General features: G+C 35.9%; 30 protein-coding genes and 1 other annotated feature. Of the genes, 8 read left to right on the top strand and 22 right to left on the bottom strand.

Going from position 1 to position 26,226, the window contains the following annotated elements; all coding sequences use genetic code 11:
- Positions 1 to 82: 82 nt before the first annotated feature.
- The 3 genes from U473_RS01955 to U473_RS01945 all read right to left on the bottom strand — a co-directional run bounded on the left by U473_RS01955 (position 83) and on the right by U473_RS01945 (position 1,752).
- Entirely contained in the window at positions 83 to 334 is a 252-nt protein-coding gene (locus U473_RS01955; RefSeq protein WP_068722840.1) for a hypothetical protein, read from the bottom strand.
- 220 nt (positions 335 to 554) lie between these two features.
- Positions 555 to 1,352, bottom strand: coding sequence for a prolipoprotein diacylglyceryl transferase (gene lgt, locus U473_RS01950; protein WP_153011980.1), 798 nt, complete (start codon positions 1,350 to 1,352; stop codon positions 555 to 557).
- A gap of 157 nt (positions 1,353 to 1,509) precedes the next feature.
- Positions 1,510 to 1,752: an SHOCT domain-containing protein gene (locus tag U473_RS01945; protein WP_068722837.1), complete on the bottom strand. Its 243-nt coding sequence runs from the start codon at positions 1,750 to 1,752 to the stop codon at positions 1,510 to 1,512.
- 161 nt (positions 1,753 to 1,913) lie between these two features.
- Here U473_RS01945 and U473_RS01940 point away from each other — a divergent pair, with 161 nt between their 5' ends.
- The gene (locus tag U473_RS01940) at positions 1,914 to 2,066 is read left to right on the top strand and encodes a DUF1540 domain-containing protein (protein WP_068722835.1); all 153 of its coding nucleotides are present in this window, start codon (positions 1,914 to 1,916) and stop codon (positions 2,064 to 2,066) included.
- Positions 2,067 to 2,121: 55 nt separating this feature from the next.
- Here U473_RS01940 and U473_RS01935 read toward each other — a convergent pair whose 3' ends face one another.
- The 6 genes from U473_RS01935 to U473_RS01910 form a co-directional block, all read right to left on the bottom strand.
- Positions 2,122 to 2,610 (bottom strand): UTP--glucose-1-phosphate uridylyltransferase, encoded by a 489-nt coding sequence (locus U473_RS01935; RefSeq protein ID WP_153011979.1) that lies wholly within the window; start codon positions 2,608 to 2,610, stop codon positions 2,122 to 2,124.
- Positions 2,561 to 2,803 (bottom strand): SHOCT domain-containing protein, encoded by a 243-nt coding sequence (locus U473_RS01930; protein WP_082732317.1) that lies wholly within the window; start codon positions 2,801 to 2,803, stop codon positions 2,561 to 2,563. Before U473_RS01930 ends, U473_RS01935 begins: the two co-directional genes overlap by 50 nt.
- An 82-nt stretch (positions 2,804 to 2,885) precedes the next feature.
- Positions 2,886 to 3,116 carry an SHOCT domain-containing protein gene (locus U473_RS01925; RefSeq protein ID WP_068722829.1) on the bottom strand — a complete coding sequence of 77 codons (231 nt, stop codon included), beginning with the start codon at positions 3,114 to 3,116 and terminating at the stop codon, positions 2,886 to 2,888.
- An 18-nt stretch (positions 3,117 to 3,134) separates the two neighbouring features.
- Positions 3,135 to 3,500, bottom strand: a complete 366-nt coding sequence (locus U473_RS01920; protein WP_201024122.1) for an SHOCT domain-containing protein — start codon at positions 3,498 to 3,500, stop codon at positions 3,135 to 3,137.
- A 71-nt stretch (positions 3,501 to 3,571) separates the two neighbouring features.
- On the bottom strand, positions 3,572 to 3,760 hold the full coding sequence (locus tag U473_RS01915; protein ID WP_068722827.1) for an SHOCT domain-containing protein: 189 nt from the start codon (positions 3,758 to 3,760) through the stop codon (positions 3,572 to 3,574).
- A 339-nt stretch (positions 3,761 to 4,099) separates the two neighbouring features.
- Positions 4,100 to 4,684: a hypothetical protein gene (locus U473_RS01910; protein ID WP_068722825.1), complete on the bottom strand. Its 585-nt coding sequence runs from the start codon at positions 4,682 to 4,684 to the stop codon at positions 4,100 to 4,102.
- Positions 4,685 to 4,958: 274 nt separating this feature from the next.
- Here U473_RS01910 and U473_RS01905 point away from each other — a divergent pair, with 274 nt between their 5' ends.
- The 4 genes from U473_RS01905 (at position 4,959) to U473_RS01890 (ending at position 7,779) form a co-directional block, all read left to right on the top strand.
- Positions 4,959 to 5,288 (top strand): rhodanese-like domain-containing protein, encoded by a 330-nt coding sequence (locus tag U473_RS01905; protein ID WP_068722823.1) that lies wholly within the window; start codon positions 4,959 to 4,961, stop codon positions 5,286 to 5,288.
- 229 nt (positions 5,289 to 5,517) lie between these two features.
- On the top strand, positions 5,518 to 6,285 hold the full coding sequence (locus U473_RS01900) for a sulfite exporter TauE/SafE family protein (protein ID WP_068727369.1): 768 nt from the start codon (positions 5,518 to 5,520) through the stop codon (positions 6,283 to 6,285).
- 388 nt (positions 6,286 to 6,673) lie between these two features.
- Positions 6,674 to 7,570 carry a YIEGIA family protein gene (locus U473_RS01895; protein ID WP_068722821.1) on the top strand — a complete coding sequence of 299 codons (897 nt, stop codon included), beginning with the start codon at positions 6,674 to 6,676 and terminating at the stop codon, positions 7,568 to 7,570.
- Positions 7,571 to 7,572: 2 nt separating this feature from the next.
- A complete protein-coding gene (locus U473_RS01890; protein ID WP_068722819.1) occupies positions 7,573 to 7,779 on the top strand; it encodes a capping complex subunit for YIEGIA in 207 nt (68 codons plus the stop codon).
- Positions 7,780 to 7,790: 11 nt separating this feature from the next.
- Here the strand turns inward: U473_RS01890 and U473_RS01885 are convergent, their stop codons facing one another.
- The 3 genes from U473_RS01885 to U473_RS01875 all read right to left on the bottom strand — a co-directional run bounded on the left by U473_RS01885 (position 7,791) and on the right by U473_RS01875 (position 11,629).
- On the bottom strand, positions 7,791 to 10,076 hold the full coding sequence (locus tag U473_RS01885; protein WP_068722817.1) for a heavy metal translocating P-type ATPase: 2,286 nt from the start codon (positions 10,074 to 10,076) through the stop codon (positions 7,791 to 7,793).
- Positions 10,077 to 10,099: 23 nt separating this feature from the next.
- Positions 10,100 to 10,471: an ArsR/SmtB family transcription factor gene (locus tag U473_RS01880; RefSeq protein WP_068722815.1), complete on the bottom strand. Its 372-nt coding sequence runs from the start codon at positions 10,469 to 10,471 to the stop codon at positions 10,100 to 10,102.
- Positions 10,472 to 10,648: 177 nt separating this feature from the next.
- Positions 10,649 to 11,629: a C40 family peptidase gene (locus tag U473_RS01875; protein WP_068722814.1), complete on the bottom strand. Its 981-nt coding sequence runs from the start codon at positions 11,627 to 11,629 to the stop codon at positions 10,649 to 10,651.
- 469 nt (positions 11,630 to 12,098) lie between these two features.
- Here U473_RS01875 and U473_RS01870 point away from each other — a divergent pair, with 469 nt between their 5' ends.
- Together U473_RS01870 and U473_RS01865 are read left to right on the top strand one after the other, a co-directional pair.
- Positions 12,099 to 13,856 (top strand): ABC transporter transmembrane domain-containing protein, encoded by a 1,758-nt coding sequence (locus U473_RS01870; RefSeq protein WP_068722813.1) that lies wholly within the window; start codon positions 12,099 to 12,101, stop codon positions 13,854 to 13,856.
- On the top strand, positions 13,853 to 15,643 hold the full coding sequence (locus U473_RS01865) for an ABC transporter ATP-binding protein (protein WP_068722812.1): 1,791 nt from the start codon (positions 13,853 to 13,855) through the stop codon (positions 15,641 to 15,643). The genes U473_RS01870 and U473_RS01865 overlap by 4 nt, the downstream gene beginning before the upstream one ends.
- 239 nt (positions 15,644 to 15,882) lie before the next feature.
- On the opposite strand, the gene U473_RS01860 is transcribed toward U473_RS01865, so the two are convergent.
- The 8 genes from U473_RS01860 to U473_RS01825 form a co-directional block, all read right to left on the bottom strand.
- On the bottom strand, positions 15,883 to 16,152 hold the full coding sequence (locus U473_RS01860; protein ID WP_068722811.1) for a metal-sensing transcriptional repressor: 270 nt from the start codon (positions 16,150 to 16,152) through the stop codon (positions 15,883 to 15,885).
- 64 nt (positions 16,153 to 16,216) lie between these two features.
- Positions 16,217 to 16,897 carry a potassium channel family protein gene (locus tag U473_RS01855; RefSeq protein WP_068722810.1) on the bottom strand — a complete coding sequence of 227 codons (681 nt, stop codon included), beginning with the start codon at positions 16,895 to 16,897 and terminating at the stop codon, positions 16,217 to 16,219.
- Between the two features lie 146 nt (positions 16,898 to 17,043).
- Positions 17,044 to 17,595, bottom strand: coding sequence for a CvpA family protein (locus U473_RS01850; RefSeq protein WP_068722809.1), 552 nt, complete (start codon positions 17,593 to 17,595; stop codon positions 17,044 to 17,046).
- Between the two features lie 8 nt (positions 17,596 to 17,603).
- Entirely contained in the window at positions 17,604 to 17,861 is a 258-nt protein-coding gene (gene zapA / locus U473_RS01845; protein WP_068722807.1) for a cell division protein ZapA, read from the bottom strand.
- Positions 17,862 to 18,059: 198 nt separating this feature from the next.
- Complete coding sequence (gene pheT, locus U473_RS01840; RefSeq protein ID WP_068722805.1) at positions 18,060 to 20,477, bottom strand: phenylalanine--tRNA ligase subunit beta; 2,418 nt, start codon at positions 20,475 to 20,477, stop codon at positions 18,060 to 18,062.
- A 15-nt stretch (positions 20,478 to 20,492) separates the two neighbouring features.
- The gene (pheS, locus tag U473_RS01835) at positions 20,493 to 21,527 is read right to left on the bottom strand and encodes a phenylalanine--tRNA ligase subunit alpha (RefSeq protein WP_068722803.1); all 1,035 of its coding nucleotides are present in this window, start codon (positions 21,525 to 21,527) and stop codon (positions 20,493 to 20,495) included.
- Positions 21,528 to 21,591: 64 nt separating this feature from the next.
- Positions 21,592 to 21,820 (bottom strand) — a binding site (T-box leader).
- 57 nt (positions 21,821 to 21,877) lie between these two features.
- Complete coding sequence (locus U473_RS01830; RefSeq protein WP_068727367.1) at positions 21,878 to 22,681, bottom strand: TrmH family RNA methyltransferase; 804 nt, start codon at positions 22,679 to 22,681, stop codon at positions 21,878 to 21,880.
- 7 nt (positions 22,682 to 22,688) lie between these two features.
- Complete coding sequence (locus U473_RS01825; RefSeq protein WP_068722801.1) at positions 22,689 to 23,354, bottom strand: potassium channel family protein; 666 nt, start codon at positions 23,352 to 23,354, stop codon at positions 22,689 to 22,691.
- A 152-nt stretch (positions 23,355 to 23,506) separates the two neighbouring features.
- Here U473_RS01825 and sspI point away from each other — a divergent pair, with 152 nt between their 5' ends.
- The gene (sspI, locus tag U473_RS01820; protein WP_068722796.1) at positions 23,507 to 23,710 is read left to right on the top strand and encodes a small acid-soluble spore protein SspI; all 204 of its coding nucleotides are present in this window, start codon (positions 23,507 to 23,509) and stop codon (positions 23,708 to 23,710) included.
- Between the two features lie 147 nt (positions 23,711 to 23,857).
- Here sspI and U473_RS01815 read toward each other — a convergent pair whose 3' ends face one another.
- Positions 23,858 to 24,931, bottom strand: a complete 1,074-nt coding sequence (locus tag U473_RS01815) for a M42 family metallopeptidase (RefSeq protein WP_068722794.1) — start codon at positions 24,929 to 24,931, stop codon at positions 23,858 to 23,860.
- A 62-nt stretch (positions 24,932 to 24,993) separates the two neighbouring features.
- Complete coding sequence (locus tag U473_RS01810; protein ID WP_068722791.1) at positions 24,994 to 26,184, bottom strand: Na+/H+ antiporter NhaA; 1,191 nt, start codon at positions 26,182 to 26,184, stop codon at positions 24,994 to 24,996.
- Positions 26,185 to 26,226: the final 42 nt, after the last annotated feature.

Raw genomic sequence — 26,226 nt, 5'->3', positions numbered from 1 at the left:
ACTTGGGAAGGTAAAAAATATGGCTAATATTTTTTACTAAATTTAGTGTAACCATTAAATATGAAGAAAAAGTGGAGTGAGCTCACTTTTTTCTAAACTTGTTCAAAAATTTATCGATAATAAACCAAATTAGTGCTCCAATACCAAAAAAGAGAAGAAATAAAATAGTAGTCCCTTTCAGCCATGTTCCCATGTGATGGTACATCATTGCTGAATCCATTATTAAACCCATTGAAGAAGGAGGAAACCAAATCATTTTTAATACAAAGAGTAAAAATGATACACCGATAATCATTAATATGATATTTAAAATATCAGAAAAGTATTTTTTCATCGCATATAACCACCACCAATGCCTAGAACAGGCAATAATTTAATTTGATTCTTTACTTTTCATTATCAATGATAACCAGTAAATATAAAGAAACGATGTAGAATGTACCAATCTTTACATAAGGAAACCCACAAAAGTGATAACTTCCTTAAAAGCTACTTCGATTGTTTTGTGGGTCTCATGAAAATGGTATATGACCATCTCAGTCACTGATCGCAAACTATGCTACTTCACCAACAATCGTTTGATTTTTTCCCTCTTTGTAATATAAATATCCCATAAGAATAATTGAGAGAAAAATAACGATCACACTTGTCCACTGCCCTGCTGTCCAATTAAACAAATATCTAAATGAGTCCCCTCTTAAGAATTCAAGCGAAAAGCGTCCAATGGAATAAAGAATATTATAGGCTAAGAAAATAAATCCTGTTGTCCATTTCACATTAGCATTTCTCAATGCAATTAAAATTCCGAAGACAATCAAATCCCATTGTCCTTCCCAAACTTCTGCAGGCCACAATGGTTGTGAACCATAAGTATCATAGGCCATCGTTCCAGGAGGATAAACGATTCCAAATCCAGAGTTAGTTGGTGCACCAAACGCATCTCCATTTAAGAAACAAGCAATGCGACCAACCGCTTGTCCCAAAATGATTGCCGGAGCCATGATATCAGCCAATTCCCAAAAATTAAGCTTGTGGTATCTCGTATAAATGATAGCGGTTAGAATTCCACCAATAATTGCCCCTTGTATGGCAATTCCCCCATTCCAAAATGTAAAGATTTGATCTAAATTTTTTGAGTAATATGGCCATTGAAAGAAAAATACGTGCCAAATTCTGGCGCCAACAATTGCTCCAATGATGCTATACATGGACAAATTGACGACATGATCACGATACTTGGTGTTTCTCGCTAAAAAATATGCAACACCCATACCCAGTAAAATTGCTAATGCAACGACTAAGCCATAAGACCGTACTCCGTAACTCCCAATATGAAATAAAATAACCCTCACTTTAACCCCTCTTTCCATTTTTCTAGTTGCAACTATTTTTAAAAATAAGAGATAAATTATTTTTACTTGGCAAATATGTAGAAAGTATGAATCCACTGTTTTAAGTCAAAAAAAAAATGACCATATAGGATCAAATCCTAATGGTCAATCATACGATCTATTCACTTAATACTTCTTTCATTCTGCGATATTCTTCTTCCGTTATTTCCCCTTTAACAAATCTTAACTTAAGAACTTCTAATGGATCTGACGATTGTTTTCCATGATTTTGATGTTCATTATGATTATGGTTGTGATTATGATTTTGCTGATGTTCTTGCTCTTGATATCGACGTTGATCGTGATCTGAATGTGAATGACGACCATGCATTAAATGTCCAAACATACATCCTAATCCCATGATAAATCCTCCTCCCTCTTTGTTATCTAGTTTACCCTGAAAGTGTGAAAAAAGAATGAATCTATTTTATTTCCAAATCTGTAAAAATATGATTTGCACTAAAAATTAAAGTATAAAAAAATATTAATCAGTTTATTTTAAGGAAGAAAGGAGGGAGAACTTTGGCTCAAGATGTGTTATGTGAAGTAAAGAATTGCCACTACTGGGGAGATGGCAATTTGTGTAATGCTGACTCTATTTATATTGTTGCAAAACAAGAAATGGCAAGAAGATCTGAAGAAACCGATTGTAAAACATTTAAAACAGGCATGTAGTCATTTTGAAAAACAGCAACCTTGTATAGGTTGCTGTTTTATAAAAGAAATCATTTTATTGACCCATCATACCACTGAAACCATTCATTCCAGTAAAATTATTGCTATTAGAGGAACCTACAGTTCCATGCATGCTTTCATAATGAGCTTTAAAATCATCTGCTTTTAAATCTGGATATACTTGTTGCATATATTTATACATTTGTCCAAAATTGATGTTTTGATCTTGCATAAACTTTTGCATATCTTCATAACTTGCACCAGAATTCATCAATTCATACATCTGGTCTACATCGATTCCTTGTTGTTCCATAAACCCTTCCATTTGATTTACGTTAAAACCTTGTTGTTGCATAAAGGAACGGTAATCGACTCCTTTAGCATAACTAACATATGCAGTTGTTCCTACTCCTAAAACTAACGCGGTGGCTAATACACCAGTTAATAATTTCTTTTTCATTATACTCTTCCTTTCACTTTCATTATTTATATTCTTATAATAAGTTTTTCTTGATGTTTTCAAATTCTTCGGTTGTAATTTCACCTTTAGCTAGTCTTGATTTCGCAATTTCTAATGCATCAGAGTTTGTAGCTGTTACATTTCTTACTGTTGTACCATTTTGGTTCCCTTTAACCAATAGGTAGATGATTACTCCAATAACAATCAAACCTAAGAACATCATTCCAAATCCACCTCCTAATCCACATCCTCCGAAAGCTCCAAAGCCAGGTCCCATGATGAAAACCTCCATTTATGATAGTTTTGCTTAAATTATTATACTTATACTGTAACACTCAATTATGAAGACTTTATGGAACTTAAAAACTTTCTTTCATTTTTTCGAATTCACTTTGACTAATTTCACCTTTAGCAAAACGGACTTTTAAGATCTCAACTGGATCTTCTGTTTTTTTGCTACTTTGCGTCTCTTGCTTGATGGAAGTGAAAAACTCAGTCACAAATTTCTGTGCTTTTCTTAGAAGTTTAAATAAATCTCCAGTTTTGATAAGGTAATAGGCAACAATAATCGTTAGAATTAAATTTAGCACTTGTCCAATCCCCTTTCATTATGAATTGATGACTTTTACAATTTCTTGATATTCGTCATAAGAAATTTCCCCACGAACATATCTAAGCTTGGCTATTTCTACTGCTTCATTTGAAGTTGCTTTTGTAGGTGCTAGAAGTTGACTTGGTTGCGAAAATGCACCATGTTGCTTACTTCTTTTAATCAAAAGGTAGACAAGAAATCCAACAAGTACGAGGAATAAAATTCCTGTTAGATTCCAACCAGACATCATTCCATAACCAAATCCATTTCCATATCCACCGCCGGGACCATATCCCCAGCCATTATTATACCCATATCCATTTCCATATCCACCGAAGCCTGGTCCTCCAAAACCGCCCATATGTCCTCCGCCAAACATCATCTTCGTTTCCTCCTTTTACTTTGTTTTAATGGAGATAACCCTAAAGGGAATTCAAATAGTTTGTTACAAAATTACAAAATATTTTTTAACTTGTTATACTCTTCTGCAGAGATTTCACCTTTTGCAAAACGAATATCAATGATCCGTCTTGCCTCATTCGAATTATTACTTCCATTTCCTTGAATCTTGTTTAAGATATTTTGAAGTTCACCTGTTTTATATAGATAAAACCCAATCACCAAAATAAGCAAAAGTAACATTTCTTTTTCCTCCTTTTTTCATTTATTTGTTTTTTTGCTCCCTTTAAGGTGCTATCTTCTTTACAGTTATAGAATAACGAGCAAAAATGAAGAAAAAATGAAGAATTTAATTTTTTTAGAATCATTCTAATTATTCTTCCTGTCATGTCAAAACCGCTGTTTTTCGCCAATTCCACCAATTTCAAGGGAGATTTCTTTCCCATTTATTTTGTTTAGAAAATTTGGCTAAATTTTGGTGGTGATGATTCCATCTTTCCCAAAGAGTATGGAGAATCTGTAAAGAAAGCAAAAAAAACCTGAATATTCATTGAACACTCAGGATTTAAAGAATTTTTTTAGTTATTTTCTCTGCTCCATTTCTAGATGATTATGATTGTTTTGCTCCATTTCTGATTCAACAGTCACAATATGTCCCATCTGGTTAAAAAGAAAGAAAAACACAAGAATGATCATCCCCATCAATAGTGGGTTTCGAAAAAAACGAGGTTGATCTCCTTTATTTAATTCATCAATCATCATGTAAAACAGAATTAAAATAATCCCTATAAACAGTACAAGCAAGATCTTCATCATCGTGTCTGGTTTACTTGTGGAAATCATATCTCCTAGCATGGCTCCCATCATACCTCCCATTAAACCTGAAAGCAATCCATCCATCATTGCCATCAATGTGACAGGAGCTCCTGTAATTAATCCAACAGCACCACCAATGGCCATCGCAATTAATGTAGAAAAAAATAGATTACCGGCATAGAGAATTCCAATCAATGTTCCAGATAATATTCCCACCATCATTCCCAATGTCATCGCAATCATCATCCCTGTCATACAGGTAATCTTTTCGCGTTTTCTTACTACATAGAGAATGACTGCGATCGAAAGCAGCACAATTATGGCAACAAAAACCCAAAAAGCATAAGACATTTTGACTAACCACCTCTTTTCACATCCTCTGATTCATATATATTAGGTAAAAAATAAAACATGCTATATTTGTCAAAAGTTGATAATCGAAATGTAATGCTTTCTCGATTGACTTTTTTCTATTTTATCTTTAAACTATATACCCGTATAAATATTAAATCTGCTTTTTTGTTTAATTTATTTTTACTATATTCATAGTTTAAATAGTAATATATGTTGAATTTTTAACTAAATCTTATCTAATATGTAGAGATAAAAAGGAGGGAATAGCAAAATGGATTATCAAATTAGTACTGAAGAAGTTAGAAAAAGATTGAAAAATGGCGACAATGTAAAGATCATTGACGTACGCGAAGACTTCGAATTTGTGAATGGACATATTCCTGGAGCGATCCTTATTCCATTAGGAACATTAGGTTATCGATATCAGGAATTAGATAAACAAGAAGAATATCTCATCGTTTGTCGTAGTGGTAATCGTAGTGAATATGCAACACTGTTTTTACTACATCAAGGATTTAAAAAAGTGAAAAATATTGTTGGCGGAATGTTGGATTGGACAGGAAAAGTTGTAACAGAAGAAGGGGGAATCAAATATATCTAAAACTCTTTCTACTATTTCAGGGGAAACGGTAAAGTTAATCATGGTTAAGATAGCCCACAATAATGAAAAGAAAGTTATACTTGAACATTTAAAATTGCCGGTTTATGCCGGCTTTCTCTTTAGTTAAATTATGGTTCTTTGTTGACTAATTGAGCTAAACAAAATAAACTGGTATACGCATACCGGTATCACAATAAACAACAAAGCTAGAGGTGATTCTTCTTTGACTATTTCCTTGGCGATGATTCTTTTCTTTATTGGATTGATTGGTGCTTTTCTTTCTGGAATGCTTGGAATTGGAGGGGCAATCGTTAATTATCCCATGCTTTTATATATACCTGTTTTGATTGGAGTAGGAGCTTTTACTCCTCAAGAAGTTTCTGCTATTACCATGTTACAAGTCTTTTTCTCTTCTTTAACTGCTTCATTTGCCTATAAAAAATCAAATTTTATCAATAAAAATCTAGTAATTACCATGGGAAGTAGTATTATTATTGGGGGGCTCTTAGGAGGCTTTGGTTCAAAATATCTAACTGGTGATATGATCAATATGACCTATGGAGTACTCGCCACTTTGGCTGCAATCTTAATGTTCATTCCTAGACCAGTTCAGGAAGAACATGAACCAGAACTTAGATATAATCGTATATTGGCTGCAATCTTAGCTTTTATTGTTGGGGTTGTCTCAGGTATTGTCGGTGCAGGTGGGGCCTTTATTTTAATTCCAATCATGCTGTTTTTCTTAAAGATTCCTCTTCGTACTACTATTGCTTCCTCTTTAGTTATTGTATTTCTATCATCGATTGGTGGAACGGTTGGAAAAGTCATGTCAAGGTCAATTCTCTTTTGGCCAACCTTTTGGACAGTCATAGGAAGCTTAGCCGGGGCTCCGCTAGGGGCAAAAGTAGGGAAAAAAATGAAAGCCAAATCATTGCAATATGTATTGGCCATCCTTATTTTAGGAACCGCAATCAAAATTTGGCTTGATATCATTTGAAGGCGACTGTCATCGAATTCAACTGCTTTAATGGCTGCAGAGAACGAAGCACTTCCCGAACCTATGATAACGAAATCATACATCTTTCTTCACCTTTCCTTTCACAAGTGATAAATCAAGTTTGTGCTATTTAAGCATAATCTCTTGGGCAAGTTGAATCATTTAACTAAAACGTCTTCTTATTTGTTATACAAAAAAAGTGACTATTTACAGTCACTTTTCATGGAAGGGCGTAAGGGAGAATGCCTTCAAACCTTTACATCTACTACAATATATGCAAAATATGGAGAAATAATGAATTTGTATTCAGAAAATTCATCTGAATATTTTATGGAAGGAAAGAAAAAATAGTAAACATAAATTATACTATAAAAATTCAGGTGAAAAAATGTTAGAAACACGTGATCTCATCACAATTCTTACTGCAATTTTGATTGGAACCATTTCTCGAATCCTGATGCTAAAGGAAGACTTTCGCCAATATCCTAGTTATCCAAATGGCTATCTGATTCATTTAATTACGGGTTTTATTGCTGCATCTTTAGGAGCAGTGGCGATTCCAGCACTGTTGTCCAAGAATTATGTAGCCGTCACTTTCCTTGTTCTAGCCATTCAGCAATTTCGCGATATAAGAAAAATGGAGAGAGATAGCCTAAAAGATTTAGAAGAGACGGAATACACTTTCCGAGGTGCAGCTTACATTGATGGAATTGCAAAAACGTTTGAGGCTAGAAGTTATTTTTCACTCATTGTATCTCTCTTTACTGCACTAACCATGTACATATTACCCTTTTCATATGTCCCTAAGGTGATAGGGTCAGTAATCGTTGGTTTTTCTCTCATCTATATTCTAAAACGGTTTTCAAAGGGAAAAACTGTTGGTGATATTGCAGAAGTAAAGCCAGGGAAAATTGAAATAAAAGGTTCTGAGCTTTATGTCGATGACATTTTCGTCAGTAACTTACTTGGTGGCGATAATAGTCGTGAGTTATTTCAAAAGGAAGGCATGGCCGTTGTCGTTTATCCCAAAAAAGATCATTTTCGCATTGCACTCGATCATTTTGGCCAACGTCAAGCGATGCTATTTGAGGCAACGAGAGCAATTGGTTTAAAACGTTACCATTTCACAAGAAAAGATTATGAAAAAGGGAGAATTGTAGTCACATTGGTTCCTATACTTAACGATTACGATAAATTAGTTGAAGCGGTTATCCAAACACCACTATTAGAAACTGTGAAAAAGAGCCATTCAGTGATGAATACCAATTTATTTGGGGAGGAATAAGGATGGGAAGAGAAGCAACTATGAAACCTAGCTATGAGATTTTAGCTTATATTACATTAGATAAAAATAGAGTACTCGCCGGAAATCCTATTGCTTTATATGCTGAAAATGAAGAAATTCAGAAAACCTTATCCGTAGATATTGCTAAAGCCTTAAAAGCAGATATCGTTCAGCTAAAAACTGGAGATTATATGGTTATTCGAGTATAATACCCCTTGAACTACTTTTTAAGGGGTATTCTCATAGCATTTAATACTGCAAGTAATGCAACACCAACATCAGCAAACACCGCTTCCCACATAGTTGCTAAACCACCTGCACCAAGTACAAGTACAAATAATTTCATACCTAATGCAAAAATAATATTTTGCCATACAATCTTTCTGGTGTGTCTTGCAATTTTGATGGCAGTAGCAATTTTTGAAGGTTCATCAGTCATGATGACAACGTCCGCAGCCTCTATCGCTGCATCAGAACCTAAACCACCCATTGCGATCCCAATATCTGCCCTTGCCAATACAGGTGCATCATTGATTCCATCGCCGACAAAAACTAAATTTCCTTTATGAGGCTTTTTCGCATCAAGAATTTCTAATTTCTCTACTTTTTGATCTGGAAGCAACTCGGCATGAACTTCATCTAATCCTAGTTGTGTAGCAACTTTTTCTCCAACATTTTGAATATCTCCGGTTAACATCACTGTTTTTCTTACTCCAATTTCTTTTAAAGAGCGAATGGCATCAATTGAATCCTCTTTTATCTCATCAGAAATCACAATATAACCAGCGTATTGCTGATCTATTGCAATATGAACGATCGTTCCAGGTGCGTCTACCTGTTCAAATTCAATACCTTCTTTGGTCATCAATTTACGATTACCAGCAATGATCTCTTTCCCCTTAACACTAACCTTTATACCATAACCACTAATCTCTTCATAGTTTTCAATCTCGTCTCTGTTCACTTCTTTACCATAAGCTTTTAAAATGGATAAGGCGATTGGATGGTTGGAATAGTTCTCAGCATAGGCTGCTATTTCCAACAATTCATCGTTTGACATCGATTCTTTCGCATGAATCTCTGTTACATTAAATACTCCTTTTGTAAGCGTGCCTGTTTTATCAAAGACAACTATATCTACGTTATTCAATGCCTCTAAATAATTTCCACCTTTAACTAAAATTCCATTTCTGGATGCTCCGCCAATTCCTCCGAAAAATCCTAATGGGATGGAAATCACCAATGCGCATGGACAGGAAATGACCAAGAAAATAAGGGCTCGATAGATCCACTGTGAAAAAGTAGCCCCTTCAACCACAAGTGGGGGTATTAGAGCCAATAAGAGAGCAATTACAACAACAATGGGCGTATAGTATCTTGAAAATTTCGTTATAAAATTCTCTGTCGGAGCTTTTTTACTACTTGCATTTTGCACCAAATCTAAGATTTTAGAAACAGTTGATTCTCCAAATTCTTTCGTGACTTCAACAGCAATAAGCCCATTTTTATTGATAAACCCACCAAGGATTTCACTTTCTACCTCTACCTCCCTAGGAATTGATTCGCCAGTTAAAGCGGACGTATCAACCATTGAGCTGCCTTCAATGATTTTGCCATCGAGCGGCACTCTTTCACCCGGTTTAACAATAATGACATCCCCAACGTTTACTTCTTCTGGAGAAACCCTTTTAACCTCTTCACCTATTCTTAGATTGGCATAGTCAGGACGAATATCCATTAATGCAGCGATCGATTTACGGGATCGATTTACAGCTAAGTCTTGAAATAATTCACCAACTTGATAGAACAGCATAACGGCTACCCCTTCTGGAAACTCTCCTATTGCAAAGGCGCCAATGGTGGCTATACTCATTAAGAAATTTTCGTCAAATATTTGACCTCGTTTAATATTTTTCCCTGCCCTTACTAAAACCTCTCCACCAATTAAGATGTAACTGATGAAATATAATAGAAACTCCATCCAAAAAGTAAACTTAAAAGCAATGGCTATGGCAAAAAACGCTGTACCAATCCCTAATTGAATTAACTCTTTCTTCATTTCCCCTGCTTCACCATGACCATGGCCATGGTCATGGTCATCTTGAAGTGAATGCTTATTTGCTGTTTTTATTTCCTCATGTACTTTCACATCTGGTTCAATATTCACTACAATTTTTTTTGCTTCTTCAATAAGACTAGGTAAATGGCTTTTATCATTTACTTCAATAAATAGTTTAGAAGCTTTCGTTAGTTTTTTCGTTGTTTTTTCCTGAATGATCACATCTGGCTCTAATTCATTGACAATTGCTTTAACCTCAGATATCAAATAATCAGTCCGATCAGGTTTATTAATTTCTAGAGTTAATACCTGTGTAACAAAATTGATCGACCCATCTTTAATTCCATCTAACTCTTTTACTTTTGCTTCTATTTTTGCTGCACAGCTTGCACAATCCAAACCTTCCAAAATAAGTTCTCTTTTTTCTATTATCGTTGTCGAACTCATTTCTCCTTCCTCCTCGCTCTCGTCTATGACCTTTCATTAATATGGACTAACCCTTGATCAAAAATCTGTTTAATATGATAATCATCTAATGAATAGTAAACAATTTTCCCTTCTCTACGATTTCTTACTAATCTAGCTTGTTTTAAGACCTTAAGCTGGTGTGAGATCGCCGATTGATTCATCCCAAGAAGGGCTGCGATATCACATACACACATTTCAGCTTCAAATAAGGCATATAAAATTTTAATCCTCGTCGTGTCACCAAACACCTTAAATAGTTCTGCTAAATCATAAAGTGTTTCTTCTTCTGGCATTGCTTCTTTCACATTCGTGACTACATCATTATGAATGATGGTACAACTACAGGTTTCTGCATAACGTTTTGTTTCAGCCACCTTTATCCCCCTTTCATATGTTTATATGAATAATTGTTCATATGTTTAATAGTAGTATATTTCATCATTTATTTTTTTTCAATAATTTAAAATCTATGCCTAATATAAACAAGGGATGATAGTATAAAAGCAAAAAAGTGAAGGAATCAATCCTTCACTTTTTTACTGCTATATTGCTTATTTAATCACACGACGTGCTGTAACATAGTAATCTTTCAACCATCTAACATTCATATCAGTATATGTTACACCTGGTTTACCATAGGTATGAAGTACTTTTCCATTACCAGCGTAGATGGCCACGTGGCCAATTCTACCATTATATCCAGGTAAGGTATAGAAGAGTAAATCTCCTTTTTGCCATTTTCCATATGGTACATATGCACCAACAGTAGATTGTTGACGAGAATTTCTTGGTAATTTGATCCCATTCTTATAAAAGACATATTGTGTAAAAGAAGAACAATCAAATGTATTGGTTTGATAGGCTCTCGCACCAAATTGATATGGTGTTCCCATATACTTTTCACCAGTCTCAATAATTGAATCTGCGATCGTGTTGGTTAAAGTAGGGACTGTTGATGGAGCAGTTGACCCCGTATTAGATGAACCCGTATTATTCGTTAGTGATGTTGGCGTTGAAGGCGTTGATGTTGCTCCTGTTGAAGTTTGTCCACTTGTTAAAAATCGTCTCGCACCAAAATACTTACCATTATAGTAACTTGTAGATAACGAATGAACAGCTACCTTTCCACTGAAAGAACTAACAAACTTTTCATCACCTAAATAGATTCCATTGAAGTCAGGATAGGATCCCTTATAGGAAAAGAACACCACATCTCCTGGTTTTAATTCATTACGATCTACATGAACGCCATAGAATGCTTGAGACTTCACTGTTCGAGGTGAGTCAATTCCATTCTTTTGGTAAACGTAATAGATTAAACCTGAAGTATCGAATCCTTCTTGAGGAGAGGCTCCTCCATATTTAAATGGTACTCCTACTTGATTTAACGCATCCCTTGTTATGTCTGTACTTGATACAGTTGCTGCTTGAGCGGTTAAGCTTGGTAAAATAGCACTTGTTGGTCCAAAGGAACCAAATACCATTGTGGTGGCAATAGCCAAGCCAGCCAGTTTCTTTGCAGTATATCTCATACATAACCTCCTATGTTGTTTTTTCTAAATCTCTTATTCTAGGATTTAGATTTATTCTTGGTGCGTATTTACATGGTAACATAGGTAGTGTTGTGATGGACGATGTAATATCTACCAACTTCTTTGCTAGTTTTTGGTTTACTGATGTTCACATCTTTCTTCATATTTTCTTCATAAATTCCCAAAATATAGAGCAGTACTGGAAAAATCCCTCTTTCATTTTAATAAAAGTATTTAAAAATTAGTAGATTTACTCAGATCAAAAAGATGTAATTATTAGAATTACATCCATAAATTACATCTATTTTTAGATACAAAATCAACAAAAGTGACTGTTTTCTTTAATGCTTGTTCCGATTGATTATATGGAAGGAAAATTCAAAAAAATCTTTACTTTGCAACAAAAACGAGATATAATTTCCAAACCGCGGCTTTATATTCCATATAACAACACAAGAAAGGAGTCTTTATGAGTATTTTTCGGGATTTATGGTGGTTTTTTAAGTTAGAAAGAAAGAGCTATATCACTGGTGTTCTTCTTTTGATGTTGGTCTCATTCCTTAATTTATTTCCACCCTATGCCGTTGGTAAAATCGTCGATCAAATCAAAGGACAAACGTTAACGACAGAACAATTATTGCTATGGATTTTGCTTATTTTATTTGCCGGAATCCTTATGTACGTCTTGCGCTATATTTGGCGTATGATGATCTTTGGATCTGCCGTTAAATTGGGAGCCTTGTTACGCCAACGTTTATATGATCATTTTACAAAATTATCATCGCAATTTTATCATAAGCACCGAATCGGTGATCTAATGGCTCATTCAACCAATGATATTCAAGCGATTGAAGGCACTGCTGGAGAAGGGGTTTTAACCCTAGTAGACTCCTTAACAATGGGAACACTTGTCATCGTGGCCATGGCCACTACAATTAGTTGGAAATTAACGCTGATTACGCTTTTACCCATGCCTTTTATGGCTTGGCTGACTAACTTTTATGGTTCTCTCGTACACGAACGTTTTTTTCAAGCACAAGATGCCTTCTCTCATTTAAATGAAAAAGTTCAGGAAAATGTCTCGGGAATTCGTGTTATTAAAGCATTTGGTCAAGAAGAGGCAGAAAAGAATATTTTTGCAAATCAATCCATGGATACGGTTAAAAAGAATATTGCAGTAGCCAAAGTCGATTCATTATTTGATCCTACCATTCAATTGATTGTAGGGATCTCTTTCTTTCTTGCAGTGGCCTTTGGCGCCAAATTTGTGATAGGGAAAGAGATGACGATTGGTCAGTTGACATCTTTTACAATTTATTTGGGTCAATTGATCTGGCCAATGTTAGCTTTTGGTTGGTTATTTAATATAGTTGAACGTGGTCGTGCTTCCTATGATCGCGTTCAGGAGTTACTTCATGTTAAACCTGCCATTGTTGACAAAGTAGGTGCAATTAAGCAGCCTCCTACTGGCGATCTAGCCTATCAGATTAACTCTTTCACCTATCCTGAACAAGAGAAACCAACATTAAGAAATGTTGATTTCACATTAAAAAAAGGGCAAACTCTTGGTGTGATTGGAAAAACAGGAAGTGGGAAAACAACGTTACTTCGTTTATTACTTCGGGAATTTGATCTCGATCAAGGTGATATCACCATTAATTATAAATCAATCTATGATTATACTTTAGACGCTCTACGCTCTTCGGTCGGTTATGTACCACAGGAACATTTCCTCTTCTCAGGTACGATAACAGAAAATATTTCCTTTGCAAAACCTAAGGCCACGTTAGAAGAAGTAATCGAAGTGGCAAAATTAGCTGCAATCCATAAAGATATCCTGCAATTCGAAGAAAAGTATGAAACGATGGTTGGAGAAAGAGGGGTCACTTTATCTGGGGGACAAAAACAAAGAATCTCAATTGCCCGCGCTTTACTTATAGATCCGGAGATTCTAATCCTAGATGATGCATTATCAGCAGTGGATGCCAAGACAGAGGAAGGCATCTTACAATCGCTTTTAAAAAATCGTTTAAATAAAACAACATTGATCTCCTCACACCGTTTAAGTGCTGTGCAACACGCAGATCTGATTATCGTCCTTAAAGAAGGCCAAATCATTGAGCGAGGAAGTCATGAAGAATTAATGCAATTAGAGGGATGGTATAAAGAGATGTATCAACGTCAACAACTAGAATTTTTAGTCGAAAAAGGGGGCGTTTCAGAATGAATACAACTCCTCAAACGGAGGCAATTTCAAAACAAAGGGTATTTCGTAGGCTTTTGTCGTATATCAAACCCCATATCAAGGGATTAACGAATGCCTTTATCATTTTGCTTGTTGCTACATCTGCTGATGTTGTTGGCCCGATTCTCATTAAAATCTTTATTGACGACTACCTAACACCTGGTCTTTTTGAATGGAAAGCAATCAGTTTACTTGGGGCTGGTTATTTACTTCTTCATATTACATCTGTAAGTTTAAACTTTTACCAACTGATTTCTTTTCAGAAAATCGCCCTATGGATCATTCATCAATTGCGGGTCGATGTGTTTGCGAAGGTTCAACATATGGGGCTCACATTTTTCGATAACACTCCAGGAGGAAGTATCGTTTCTCGGATTACTAATGATACAGAAGCGATCAAAGAATTATACATTAGTGTGTTATCTACTTTCGTTCAAAATATGATCTTTCTGATGGGAATCATTGTAGGAATGTTCTTCCTTAATGTGAAAATGGCCTTGCTTTTTCTCTTGCTCATGCCATTTATCCTTTTACTGATGCATGGATATCGAAAATTAAGTGCGAAGATTTTTCACCAAGCGAGAAAAAAATTAAGCCAGCTAAATGCCAAACTAAACGAATCTCTTCAAGGGATGAATATCATTCAAGCGATGCGTCAAGAAAGAAGGGTAAGTAGTGAATTTGGTAAGACCAACCAAGACTACTTGACATTTAATATCAAGCAAATCAAAATCAACTCTCTAATGGTTAGACCTGCTGTAGATTTCCTTTACCTCGTAGCTTTAAGCTTAATCTTAAGTTTTTTTGGGATCGAGTCTATTCACACGTCGATTGAAATTGGTGTCGTTTATGCGTATTTGAATTATTTAGATCGTTTCTTTGAACCCGTCAATATGATGATGTTTCGCCTAAGTCAATTTCAACAAGCGATCGTTGCCGCTGAAAGAGTATTTGGACTACTTGATGATGAACGAATGGCTCCAGCCAAAATTGGTGATGATTCATCAGTGATTCAAGAAGGTCATATTGAATTTAAAGATGTCACTTTCTCCTATGATGGAAAAACAGATATCTTAAAAAATATCTCTTTTGTTGCTAAACCTGGTGAGACTGTTGCTTTGGTTGGACATACAGGCAGTGGTAAAAGTTCGATTATCAATTTATTGATGCGTTTTTATCCAATTGAGCACGGGGAAATTCTAATTGATGGTGTCCCCCTTTCCCATTACCCTAATGAGGAATTGCGTAAAAAAATCGGTCTAGTCTTACAAGATCCCTTTCTTTTTGTCGGAGATATTAAACAAAATATTCGGTTGCATAATGAGGAAATTAGCGATGAGGAAATCATCGAAGCAGCTAAGTATGTTCAAGCAGATTTCTTTATTCAAAATCTTCCTAATCGCTATTACGAACCTGTTGTAGAACGCGGAGCCACTTTTTCATCTGGACAACGGCAGCTGATCTCCTTTGCTCGAACAATGGCTATCAAGCCAAAAATATTGGTTTTGGATGAGGCAACGGCTAGTATTGATACGGAGACAGAGGAAGCGATTCAAACAGCGCTAGAAAAGATGAGAAAAGGAAGAACGACCATCGCTATCGCACATCGGCTCTCTACGATTCAAGATGCTGATTTGATCCTAGTCTTACACCATGGTGAAATCGTGGAAAGAGGAACTCATCAAGAACTCCTTGCAAAAGGTGGCCTCTATCATAAGATGTTCTTGCTCCAACAAGGAATAAAGAGCCCACAAAAGAAAGAGGCCTAGCGCCTCTTTTTAAGGACAAGAAAGTGTACACTTTCTTCCTTTAGTTGTTTAAGGGTTTCTTTAATCAAAGAAAGGCATGGATGACGGAGCGCGCTGGAATATACAAACCTTTTTATCTTACATCACAAACCAATAAATACTGAACTTCGTTTGGTCTGCATTTTCTTCTTTCAACTTTTCGCGAAAATAAGATAACATCTCCTCTGATACATCAACAGCAGCTTTATTCCCCTGATCGTCTACCTTGTTTTTAATAGTAATTGTATGGCGTCTTTAATGATTTTATCCGTATCACGTTGTTCGTCCTCTTTTTGCATTTCATCCATTAAACATTTACTCATATCTGTGCCAATGACGTGAACAATCACACGGTCAACAGCATTACGTACCGCAGACAATTGGTGAATGACATCATTGCATTCTTGTCCTTCTTCCATCATTCGGAGGACGCCTCTTACCTGTCCCTCTACTCTCTTTAAGCGATTCTTAATCTCTGGGGAGTAATTCATAGAACCACCTCCATCACATATCCTTATACATTAAATACCTTAACAAGTATATTGTTTGTCTCTATTATATCTTTAATTTTTTCTTTTTACCATTTGAATATTCTTCGAACCGTTTTATATCATCAATATGACCAACTAATACTAAAATGTCACCTTCTTGAAATTGATCATTGGCTTGAGGTGCAATTTTTAGCTGCTCATTAGATTTGATTGCCATCACATTTAAGCCAAATTTAGCGCGTATATCTAATTCAAGTAGGGTCTTTCCTACGATATCTGGTCCAATCGCAATCTCTACAATGTTATAGTTTGGTGCTAGTTCTATATAATCAAGGATATTAGGAGTAATAAGCTGGTGAACGACACGGATCCCCATGTCTCGTTCTGGGTAGATAATTTTATCTGCACCAATTTTTTCCAACACCTTTCCATGAAGCTCATTTTGGGCTTTTACTACAATTCTTGGCACTCCTAAGTCTTTAAGAATCAATGTAGTCAAAATGCTTGATTGGATATCTTCACCAATCGCCACAATGACCACATCAAAATTACGAATCCCAATGGTTTTTAAAGCAACTTCATCTGTAGAATCTACTTGTAATACATGTGTAGCCCGATTGACCATTTCTTGAACTTTTTCCTCTTTTGAATCAATTCCTAGTACTTCATAGCCCATTTCATATAGTGTTCCAGCTAAACTTGAACCAAAACGTCCCAAACCAATGACTGCAAATTGTGTAGCCACTTTTTTCTCCTCCTAAAATAATGCCCTTATAAACACAAGAAAACACATATAGTACTCTACTTATTTTCTATGAAAATGTCAACGAAATTCATAAAAAAAATCATACCTAATTTGGCATGATTTGTAATGTATATTAACTTATACGATTAAAGATATGAAGAATTAGAGGTGTTCCATAGATGATATAATTTCTCAGTAATAACAGGTGTCATTTGCAACGTATATTTAGCAAAATAGGATCCTTCTAAAACATTTTTTAATTCCGCCCATGGCATGACTGAGAGGATATGAACCAATATAATCAGAATAAAAAGAATTTGGACAAGTCCTAATAATGCACCAGAAAGTCGATTTACAATGGCAATACCGGGTAAACTGGCAATCTGATGTAGAATGCTACCCCCAATATTCAAAATAAGCTTAGTACCAAAAAAGATAAGAAAGAATGCAATCGCATTATAAAACATTGTGGGAAGCTGAAAAGTTTCCGAAAATAAATACAAAGAAGACTGTTCAAATGTTGGCATAGGCACTACACTTTGTATCAAAGGTACTAATTCACCTGAAAAGCGATAGGCCAAATAAAGAGAAAGAAAAAAACCTATAAAGTGAATGAACTGACGAATTAATCCTAACTGATAACCTCGAAAAATGGAGACAATGATGATGATCACAATAATCAGATCCATTGTATTCATCTTTTCACCTACTCTTCTTCTTCAATCAACTTTAACAATTCATCATACTCTTGTTTCAACCTAAAATATTCATCAGCAATATTCACCGCAGTAAGCACCGCAATTTTAGTTGTATCTAATCGAGGATTAGAATCCGCAATTTGTTTCATTCTTTCGTCAACATATCCAGCAACCATCCGCATATAATTTGAACTCGCTTTTCCCACAATTTTATACTGTTGTCCATAAATCATGACGGGTAGACGATTTTTTTGCTCTTCATTCACTTATAGAACCCCCTTGCTGCCTCTATATACTTCGATGTTGTAATACATTCTATAGAAAGGTATAAAATTCCTTCAATATAGACCAGTATATCATGATTTATAAGCGATGAGGGAAAAAAGAGGTCACCTTAAGTTTAGGCAACCTCTTATTCTTTGAGTAAATCGTCGATTTGCTTCAATGTTCGAAAAGGATTGTAATTATTTTCTTAATTCTGCGTGATACTTTTCCTTCAGTTGTTCCAGAATTTGTCCATGTCTCTTTGCTACTTCTTCATCTGTTAAGGTACGTTCTGGACTACGATAGATAAGTGAAAAAGCGATGCTTTTTTTATCTTCCCCTAATTGTTCACTCATGTAAACATCAAACAAGGTAAGATCCTCTAACAACTCTCTACCATTTTCATAAATAGTATCCATTAACGAGCTGGATTCTACATTTTTATCAACAACCACTGCTATATCCCTTTGAATTGCAGGATATTTTGGCAATGGCTGATATTCAATTTCTATATCTGCTAGTTCCAGAATGGTATTCAAATCTAATTCAAAACCATAGCATTCATCTAAATCATATTGAGTTTGAACTTCTGGGTGAATCTGACCAATATAACCGATGATTTTTTCCCCAATTTTGATCTCTGCTGTTCGACCAGGATGAAAGCCTTTTGCCCTAACCGCTTGATATTCGACATTTCTTAATCCTAAGCTAATAAATAAGTGTTCTAGAACCCCTTTTACTTCATAAAAATCTATGTTGTGTTCTTTGGATTGCCAATGTATGGGTAAGGAACCCATCATAAAACCTGCAACAGTCCATCTCTCAGAAGGAAGTTCAGTTAAATGAATTTCATTGGAAATAAAAGTGGCTCCTATTTCATATATACGAATATTATGATTGCGACGATTCACATTGTATTTAGCTATTTCTAACAATTGTGGGAGAAGTTGTGTTCTCAAAAATTGCCTTTCTTCACTCATTGGCATGGCTAAAGAAATAGGTCTTGGCTGATTCGCCAACCCTTGTAATATATCAAGTTGGGATTCCCCGATAAAAGTATAACTGATTACTTCCTGTAAACCAGAAACCTCCAGAAGATTTTTTATCATTCTACGAAGTTTTTGTTTTTTGGTTAGCCCACCTTGGATATATTCGCCAATAGGTAATGTTGTCGGGATATGATCATACCCATAAATTCTTGCGATTTCTTCAATTAAATCCGCTTCAATCGTAACATCTGGTCTTCTAGTAGGAATGATTACCCTTAGGCCACTCGTTTCTTCTTCTACAGAAAAACCTAAGCGTTTCATAATAGCAACCATTTCTTGTACATTTAACTCAGTACCAAGAATTTGATTGATACGATCTGGCTTTAATGGAATCATCAATTCTGTTGGTTGTTCTAACTTTTCTTCTGTTATTCCACCTTCAATGCTACCCCCAGCATACTCTACTAATAATGCCGCTGCTCGATTTAATGCCGCATAGATTCGATTGGGGTCAACCCCTTTTTCAAAACGCATACTTGCTTCAGAACGAAGCCCAAGCTTTTTAGAGGTTGATCTGATGGAAAAGCCCTTAAAATAGGCTGATTCTAATAAAATTTGGGTTGTGTTTTTTGTAACTTCACTATTGGCAGCCCCCATTACTCCTGCGATGGCAATAGGTTTTACTCCATCGGTAATCAAAAGCATTTGTTCGTCTAATTCTCGTTCTTGGTCATCTAAGGTGACGATTTTTTCATTAGGTTTTGCCATCCGAACAACAACTTTTGCTTGATCCAATTTTTCAAAATCAAAGGCGTGTAAAGGCTGCCCGTATTCCAACATGACAAAGTTGGTAATGTCAACCACATTATTTATGGGCCTGATTCCTGCTGCAATCAGACGATTTTGCATCCATTGTGGAGAATCTGAAATTTTTACATTTTTAACTAGACGGGCTGCATAATGAGGACATGCTTCAGGTGACTCAATCTTAATTTGAACAGGATGATTTTGGTCAATGTTATTCTCTAGATTTATTTCAGGTAGTTTTATATTCCTGTCTAAAATAGCGGCTACCTCATATGCAACACCAATCATGTTTAAACAATCTGAACGGTTTGGCGTTAAGTCCAACTCTAGGATGTAATCATTAAACCCTAACAAAGGTTCAATCGGCTCACCAATTTTGGCATCGTCTGAAAGAACTAGAATCCCTTCGGTTTTTTCTTTAGATAATAATTTTTCATTCATTCCTAATTCTTTGGCGGAACAAATCATCCCTTCAGAGTCAACTCCACGCAATTTTGCCTTTTTAATTTTAATATCTCCTGGTAAGGTAGCACCAACTAATGCGACAGGTACCTTTTGACCCTGTGCAACATTTGCCGCACCACAAATAATTTGTAAAGGTTCACCCTGACCCACGTCTACCTTACACAAACTTAATTTCTCGGCATTTGGATGCTGTTCTCGTTCTACTACATAACCGATTACTACTTTTTCTAAAGCAGGATTGCTTTTTTCTACAAGATCAACTGCTACACCACTACGAGTTAACTTTTCCGCTAATTCATATGGATCGATATCTTGAATGTCAACATATTGGGATAACCATTGATAGGATACTCTCATCTTTTCTAACCTCCCTTAAACCCGTTTAAACTGATCTAAAAATCTTAAATCGTTGGTGTAAAAATGGCGAATGTCATCAATACCATATTTTAACATAGCGATCCTTTCTACACCCATACCAAAGGCAAATCCGGAATACCTTTCTGGATCATAACCAGCCATCTCTAACACTTTTGGATGAACCATCCCTGAACCAAGGATTTCAATCCAGCCAGTATTTTTACATGTTCGGCAGCCATCTCCACCACACATCATACAGGATACATCTACCTCTGCACTTGGTTCTGTGAAAGGAAAGAAGCTTGGACGTAAGCGAATTTTTGCATGATCGCCATACATTTTCTTAGCAAAATTAAGAAGAACCCCTTTTAAATCAGTCATGGTTATGTTTTCATCAACCACAAGTCCTTCAATCTGGATAAATTGATGGGAATGAGTCGCATCATCGTCATCTCTACGGTAAACTTTTCCTGGACAAATGATTTTTACAGGAACATTTCCTTTTTTGTTTAGCATCGTCCGCACTTGAACAGGAGAAGTATGCGTCCTCATCAAGATTTCTTCTGTAATATAGAATGAATCTTGCATATCACGAGCAGGATGCTCTTTTGGTAAGTTTAATGCTTCAAAGTTATAGTAATCTGATTCTACTTCTGGACCTTCAGCTACCTCAAATCCCATACCGATAAAAATATCTTCAATTTCCTCAATCACTTTTGATAATGGATGCCTATTCCCTTGGCTTATTGGTTTACCAGGTAAAGTGACATCAATAGTTTCTTTCTCAAGTTTTTCTTCTAAAGCCTTGTTTTTTATTGCGGTCTCTTTTAAATTTAGACCCCTTTCAATTTCTTCCCTTATTTCATTAACCAACTTTCCAATGAGCGGGCGCTCTTCTGCTGAAACATTTGCCATCCCTCGTAGCACTTCTGTGATGGGCCCTTTTTTGCCTAAATATTTTACTTTTACTGCAGTTAAAGCTTGGATGTCATTTACTTGATCAATTTCCGTTAGAGCTTCTTGCTTCAATTGCTCTAATCGCTCCTTCATAACATTTCCTCCCTTGTATCATATACTTAAAAATAGCCCACAAAAAAGAGGCCTTTCATCCTTGGCAAGGGACGAAAGACCGTGGTACCACCCTAATTTATGAACAATTAAACAAGATTGATTGTTCAACTTTAGTGTCTTAACGTAGACAAAACGGATTCTCCTACTGATCCTTTTCAGAGATCTGCTCCAGAGCGAACTTCAATAAAACCATCTTAGAGATGCTTCCAGTCTATGACATCTCCTCCCTAAAAGATGGGAATTTATCTACTCTTCTCTTTCCTCGCATTCAAATATAAAATTATATCTTTGGTTATTATGTATCATTATACTGATGTATAAGCTAGACTTCAAGCCCAACCCTTTTCCATTTGCCTTACTCTCTCGTATAAAATAAGCGTTGTGGCCATTGCTACATTTAGCGATTCTGCTTTCCCAACTAAAGGGATTTTTATCATTTCATCTACTTGTTGTTTTCTTGAATCAGACAACCCTTTTGCTTCATTTCCTACTATTATAGCCACTTTTTGTGTAAGATCAACTTCAAAATAAGTTTTGCTAGCATATGGGCTTGTCCCAATCACTTTAACACCGTTTTTCTGTAACTTAGGAATAATTTGGTCTAATTCATCTTGTACGATTGACAGGTGAAAAATCGATCCCATTGCAGAACGGATTACCTTTGAATTGTATAGCTCGACTGTACTATTTCCTAAAATAATGCCTTGTACCCCGGCTGCATCTGCACTGCGAATAATTGTTCCTAGATTTCCAGGATCCTGAATTTGATCGATCAGCAAGTAAAAAGAAAATTGGTTTTCAAGCAGTTTCTCTATCTCGATATTTTTCTTTTTTAATATAGCCAAAACCCCTTGGGGGGTTTCAGTATCTGATAATTTTTCAATCACAGGTGTTGATACGGAAACAATAGGAATGGACAAGTCATACTTCTCTAGATGAAGAGCTAATGATTCTGGAAGATCCTTTCCCTGATCAAAAATTAGGGCTTCAATTTCTTGTTTTGCATCGATCGCTTCCTCAATAAGTTTGATTCCTTCAATGATGTATAACCCTTGTTCTTGTCTTCCCTTTTTACTCTTTAGTTGATACCATGTCTTAATTCTAGGATTATTGGTTGATTGAATGACTTCCATTTTTTTCTCACTTTCCATTCATGACAAAATCTTCAAACTTTCTTAAATCTTTATTATGTCCAATAACGACTAAGATATCCCCTGTTTTGATCATGTCATTTGCATCAGGGGCTACATTGATACGATGGTCATTCTTGATTGCCATGACGTTACATCCAAATCGTGCACGGATATTTAATTCAACCAAGCTTTTGTGGTTCATTTTTTCACTCGCAATAATTTCAACGATGCTATATTCATCAGACAGTTCGATGTAATCTAAAATATTCGGTGTAACCAGATTATGCGCTACCCTTGCTCCCATATCTCGTTCTGGAAAGACGACCTTTGAGGCTCCAATTTTATATAATACTTTTGCATGTAATTGATTTTGCGCTTTAACCACAATCGTTTCTACACCTAGTTCTTTTAAAAGTATAGTAGTTAAAATACTGGCCTGAATATTTTGTCCGATCGCGACAACAACCACATCAAAATTGCGGATTCCAAGTGCCTTTAACGCGGTTTCGTCAGTGGAGTCAGCTTGTACACAATGGGTAACCACGTTAACGTTTTCTTGAATCCTTTCTTCATTGATATCTATAGCCATCACTTCATAATGAAGATCATACAATTCTTTTGCTACACTTGATCCAAACCTGCCCAAACCAATCACTGCAAATTGCTTGCTCATATGGCTACTCCCTTCACCATGATTTTTTTATATTATATCATATCTACAAGCTCTTTTCCTAAAAACTAATGGTTTGATCAATATAGGGTATACTAAAAAAAATTCCATAAAAGTGACCATTTCCTTACCATTAAATATAGGAGGTTAAAGAGATGAACATTGACCTACGTCAAGCTATCATTCAAAACATAAAAGGAAAAGATGAAGAACAATTAAAAGACATGATCAATACAGCGATTAAAGATCATGAAGAAAAAACCTTACCTGGATTAGGTGTCTTATTTGAAGTGATTTGGCAACACAGTGATTCACAATCACAGAACGAAATGATTGATGCACTAAGTAAAAATATATAATAGTTTATATATTCCAACGCGCTCCGTTGTCCGTGCATTTCTTCGAATAAAACATAAGGTAAGAAATACTCTCTCAAAAGTCGCTGCTTATGGAATATATAAATGAAAAGAATGAGCCATCCAACAGAGGAGACTCATTCTTTCTTTTTATCTAGCCATGATTCCTTTTACCGTCTTTTCATCTAATCGTTTAATGACTTTCACAAGTAAATTGACTGCTTGTTCAAAATCATCTCGATGAAGAATCGCAGCATGACTATGAATGTAACGAGTAGCAATCCCTATTACTGTGGATGGGACTCCCTTTCCATACAAGTGAAAACGCCCTGCATCTGTTCCTCCCCCTGCTAATGCTTCATATTGAAAAGGAATGTTTTCTTCTTCAGCAATATCAACGACAAAATCCCTTAAGCCTCGATGAGGAACCATAGACGCATCAAATAATAAGATTTGTGGACCCTTTCCCATTTTACTCACTGCTTCATCATCTGTAACTCCTGGGGTATCGCCAGCGATTCCTACATCTATAGCAAAAGCAATATCTGGTTGAACGGTATTCACAGAAGTTTGTGCACCACGAAGACCCACTTCTTCCTGTACTGTACCTACTCCATATACAGTATTAGGATGTTGTTCATCTTTTAATCGTTTAAGCACTTCTACTGCAATCGCACAACCAATCCGATTATCCCATGCTTTTGCCATTATCATTTTTGGATTTTTCATTACTGTAAATGGAGAAACCGGTATAATTGAATCTCCAGGACGTACACCGAATTCTTCAGCTTCTTCCTTACTGCTTGCTCCAATGTCGATAAACATATCTTTTTTCTCAACTGGCTTCTTCCTAGCTTCAGGTGGTAAAATATGTGGTGGCTTAGAGCCAATGATACCAATCACTTCACCTTTTCTCGTATGTATCGTTACCCTTTGAGCAAGCATGACTTGTTCCCACCAACCTCCAAGGGGTTGAAACTTGATAAATCCATCATCTGTAATCCGTGTTACCATAAAAGCGACTTCGTCTAAATGTCCGGCAATTAAGATTTTAGGACCGTGATTTCCTTTTCTCGCAATTAAACTCCCTAAGTTATCAGTATAAACCTCATCAGCATAAGGTTCGATATACTTTCTCATCACTTCTCTAGCAGCTGCTTCATTCCCAGGTGCTCCTGGTGCTTCAGTTAATTCCTTAAACATTTGTAATGTCAAATCTTCCATTTTAACGCCCCTTTCTCATTGGAATTCCTATCCAATCTTATTATAGCGAATGATTAAAACTTTTAAAACATTTTCAACCTAATGTTCCTTTTATTTAAAGTAACATTTGGTTCTTTATTTACTTTAAAAAACCTAGCCAACACAAAAGCAATAAGCGCAATAAAGGCACTAAAGACGGCACCCATTTTTGCTGCTCCTTGAATGGTTGGGTCAGTAAATGCAGCACCTGCAACAAATAAAGCCACTGTTAAACCTAATCCAGCAATCACACCTACTAAAAAAACATCCTTATGTGACATTCCTTGTGGTAATGGAAATCCAAATTTTTCACCTAGCAAGGCAAAAGATGAGATACCTAAGCTTTTGCCCAACAATAAGGAGAGGAAAATAATCCAGGTAATTGTACCTATTCCAGAAAATTCAACTCCTGCATTTGTTAATCCAAAGACGAACAAACCAAAATCGACAAATGCTTTCCATTCATGCTCAAATTGAGCAAGAGGGGTATGGTCATCCACATCTTCTTCAAAAAGATGGTCTCTCTCCCTAGGTGCATGGGGTAGAAATGGGATAATAAAGACCAATGCCAATGCTGGGTGAATAGATGCTTTATATAGGCCAAACCAACTAAATAGCCCACCAATAATCATATATGGCCAATAATTGTTTACCTTCACCTTTCTTAAAATAAAAGCGACTCCCATCCCAATAACAGTAAGTAATAGCCAGATCGGTTGAACTGGGTGAGTTGGGTCGGGATAAAAAATGGCTATAATTCCAAGGCCTATCGCATCGTCTACAATAGCCAAAAGTAGCAAAAATGATACGGCTGGATGTTTTGCCCCAAAGATAAATCTTGCAATTAACCAAGCTAATGCAATATCTGTCGCAGTTGGAATTCCCCAACCATTTGTATAAGCTGGGTCACCAATTATGGAATTAAGAACAAAGAAAACAACAATTGGGCCTATAACTCCACCTAGTGTTGCAAATAAAGGATTAATCGCCTTTTTGATTGGATTTAAATCTCCACCTGGTAAAACACTTTGTGTGATCTCTACAGCTGCAATACCGAAGAAAAACACCATAATGATATCATTTGCAATAAAATGCAAGTCAATATCGCCAAAAATTTTGTAATGTACAAATGCCTGATACCCTTCAGGGGAAAGATTGGCCCATGCTAATGCAGCGATAACCCCCGTGATAAGTGGGATTGAGAATTCCCGTAATAATTGAATTGTTTTATACATCCCTCATCTCCTCCTTTTTAATTGTGCATATGCTTAAAAGTA

The sequence above is a fragment of the Tepidibacillus decaturensis genome, assembly GCF_001561915.1.
GTDB classification, from domain to species: domain Bacteria; phylum Bacillota; class Bacilli; order Tepidibacillales; family Tepidibacillaceae; genus Tepidibacillus_B; species Tepidibacillus_B infernus.
This window is presented reverse-complemented; position numbering and strand designations above follow the sequence as displayed.

Bases quoted from the DNA above. Each gene is read 5' to 3' on its own strand.
- U473_RS01955 (WP_068722840.1), bottom strand. From the start codon at position 334: ATGAAAAAATACTTTTCTGATATTTTAAATATCATATTAATGATTATC.
- U473_RS01945 (WP_068722837.1), bottom strand. From the start codon at position 1,752: ATGGGATTAGGATGTATGTTTGGACATTTAATGCATGGTCGTCATTCA.
- U473_RS01930 (WP_082732317.1), bottom strand. From the start codon at position 2,803: ATGGGACCTGGCTTTGGAGCTTTCGGAGGATGTGGATTAGGAGGTGGA.
- U473_RS01920 (WP_201024122.1), bottom strand. From the start codon at position 3,500: ATGATGTTTGGCGGAGGACATATGGGCGGTTTTGGAGGACCAGGCTTC.
- U473_RS01915 (WP_068722827.1), bottom strand. From the start codon at position 3,760: ATGTTACTTTTGCTTATTTTGGTGATTGGGTTTTATCTATATAAAACA.
- U473_RS01910 (WP_068722825.1), bottom strand. From the start codon at position 4,684: ATGTCTTATGCTTTTTGGGTTTTTGTTGCCATAATTGTGCTGCTTTCG.
- U473_RS01905 (WP_068722823.1), top strand. From the start codon at position 4,959: ATGGATTATCAAATTAGTACTGAAGAAGTTAGAAAAAGATTGAAAAAT.
- U473_RS01895 (WP_068722821.1), top strand. From the start codon at position 6,674: ATGTTAGAAACACGTGATCTCATCACAATTCTTACTGCAATTTTGATT.
- U473_RS01890 (WP_068722819.1), top strand. From the start codon at position 7,573: ATGGGAAGAGAAGCAACTATGAAACCTAGCTATGAGATTTTAGCTTAT.
- U473_RS01885 (WP_068722817.1), bottom strand. From the start codon at position 10,076: ATGAGTTCGACAACGATAATAGAAAAAAGAGAACTTATTTTGGAAGGT.
- U473_RS01875 (WP_068722814.1), bottom strand. From the start codon at position 11,629: ATGAGATATACTGCAAAGAAACTGGCTGGCTTGGCTATTGCCACCACA.
- U473_RS01870 (WP_068722813.1), top strand. From the start codon at position 12,099: ATGAGTATTTTTCGGGATTTATGGTGGTTTTTTAAGTTAGAAAGAAAG.
- U473_RS01865 (WP_068722812.1), top strand. From the start codon at position 13,853: ATGAATACAACTCCTCAAACGGAGGCAATTTCAAAACAAAGGGTATTT.
- U473_RS01860 (WP_068722811.1), bottom strand. From the start codon at position 16,152: ATGAATTACTCCCCAGAGATTAAGAATCGCTTAAAGAGAGTAGAGGGA.
- U473_RS01850 (WP_068722809.1), bottom strand. From the start codon at position 17,595: ATGAATACAATGGATCTGATTATTGTGATCATCATCATTGTCTCCATT.
- pheT (WP_068722805.1), bottom strand. From the start codon at position 20,477: ATGAGAGTATCCTATCAATGGTTATCCCAATATGTTGACATTCAAGAT.
- pheS (WP_068722803.1), bottom strand. From the start codon at position 21,527: ATGAAGGAGCGATTAGAGCAATTGAAGCAAGAAGCTCTAACGGAAATT.
- U473_RS01830 (WP_068727367.1), bottom strand. From the start codon at position 22,681: ATGGAAGTCATTCAATCAACCAATAATCCTAGAATTAAGACATGGTAT.
- U473_RS01825 (WP_068722801.1), bottom strand. From the start codon at position 23,354: ATGAGCAAGCAATTTGCAGTGATTGGTTTGGGCAGGTTTGGATCAAGT.
- sspI (WP_068722796.1), top strand. From the start codon at position 23,507: ATGAACATTGACCTACGTCAAGCTATCATTCAAAACATAAAAGGAAAA.
- U473_RS01815 (WP_068722794.1), bottom strand. From the start codon at position 24,931: ATGGAAGATTTGACATTACAAATGTTTAAGGAATTAACTGAAGCACCA.
- U473_RS01810 (WP_068722791.1), bottom strand. From the start codon at position 26,184: ATGTATAAAACAATTCAATTATTACGGGAATTCTCAATCCCACTTATC.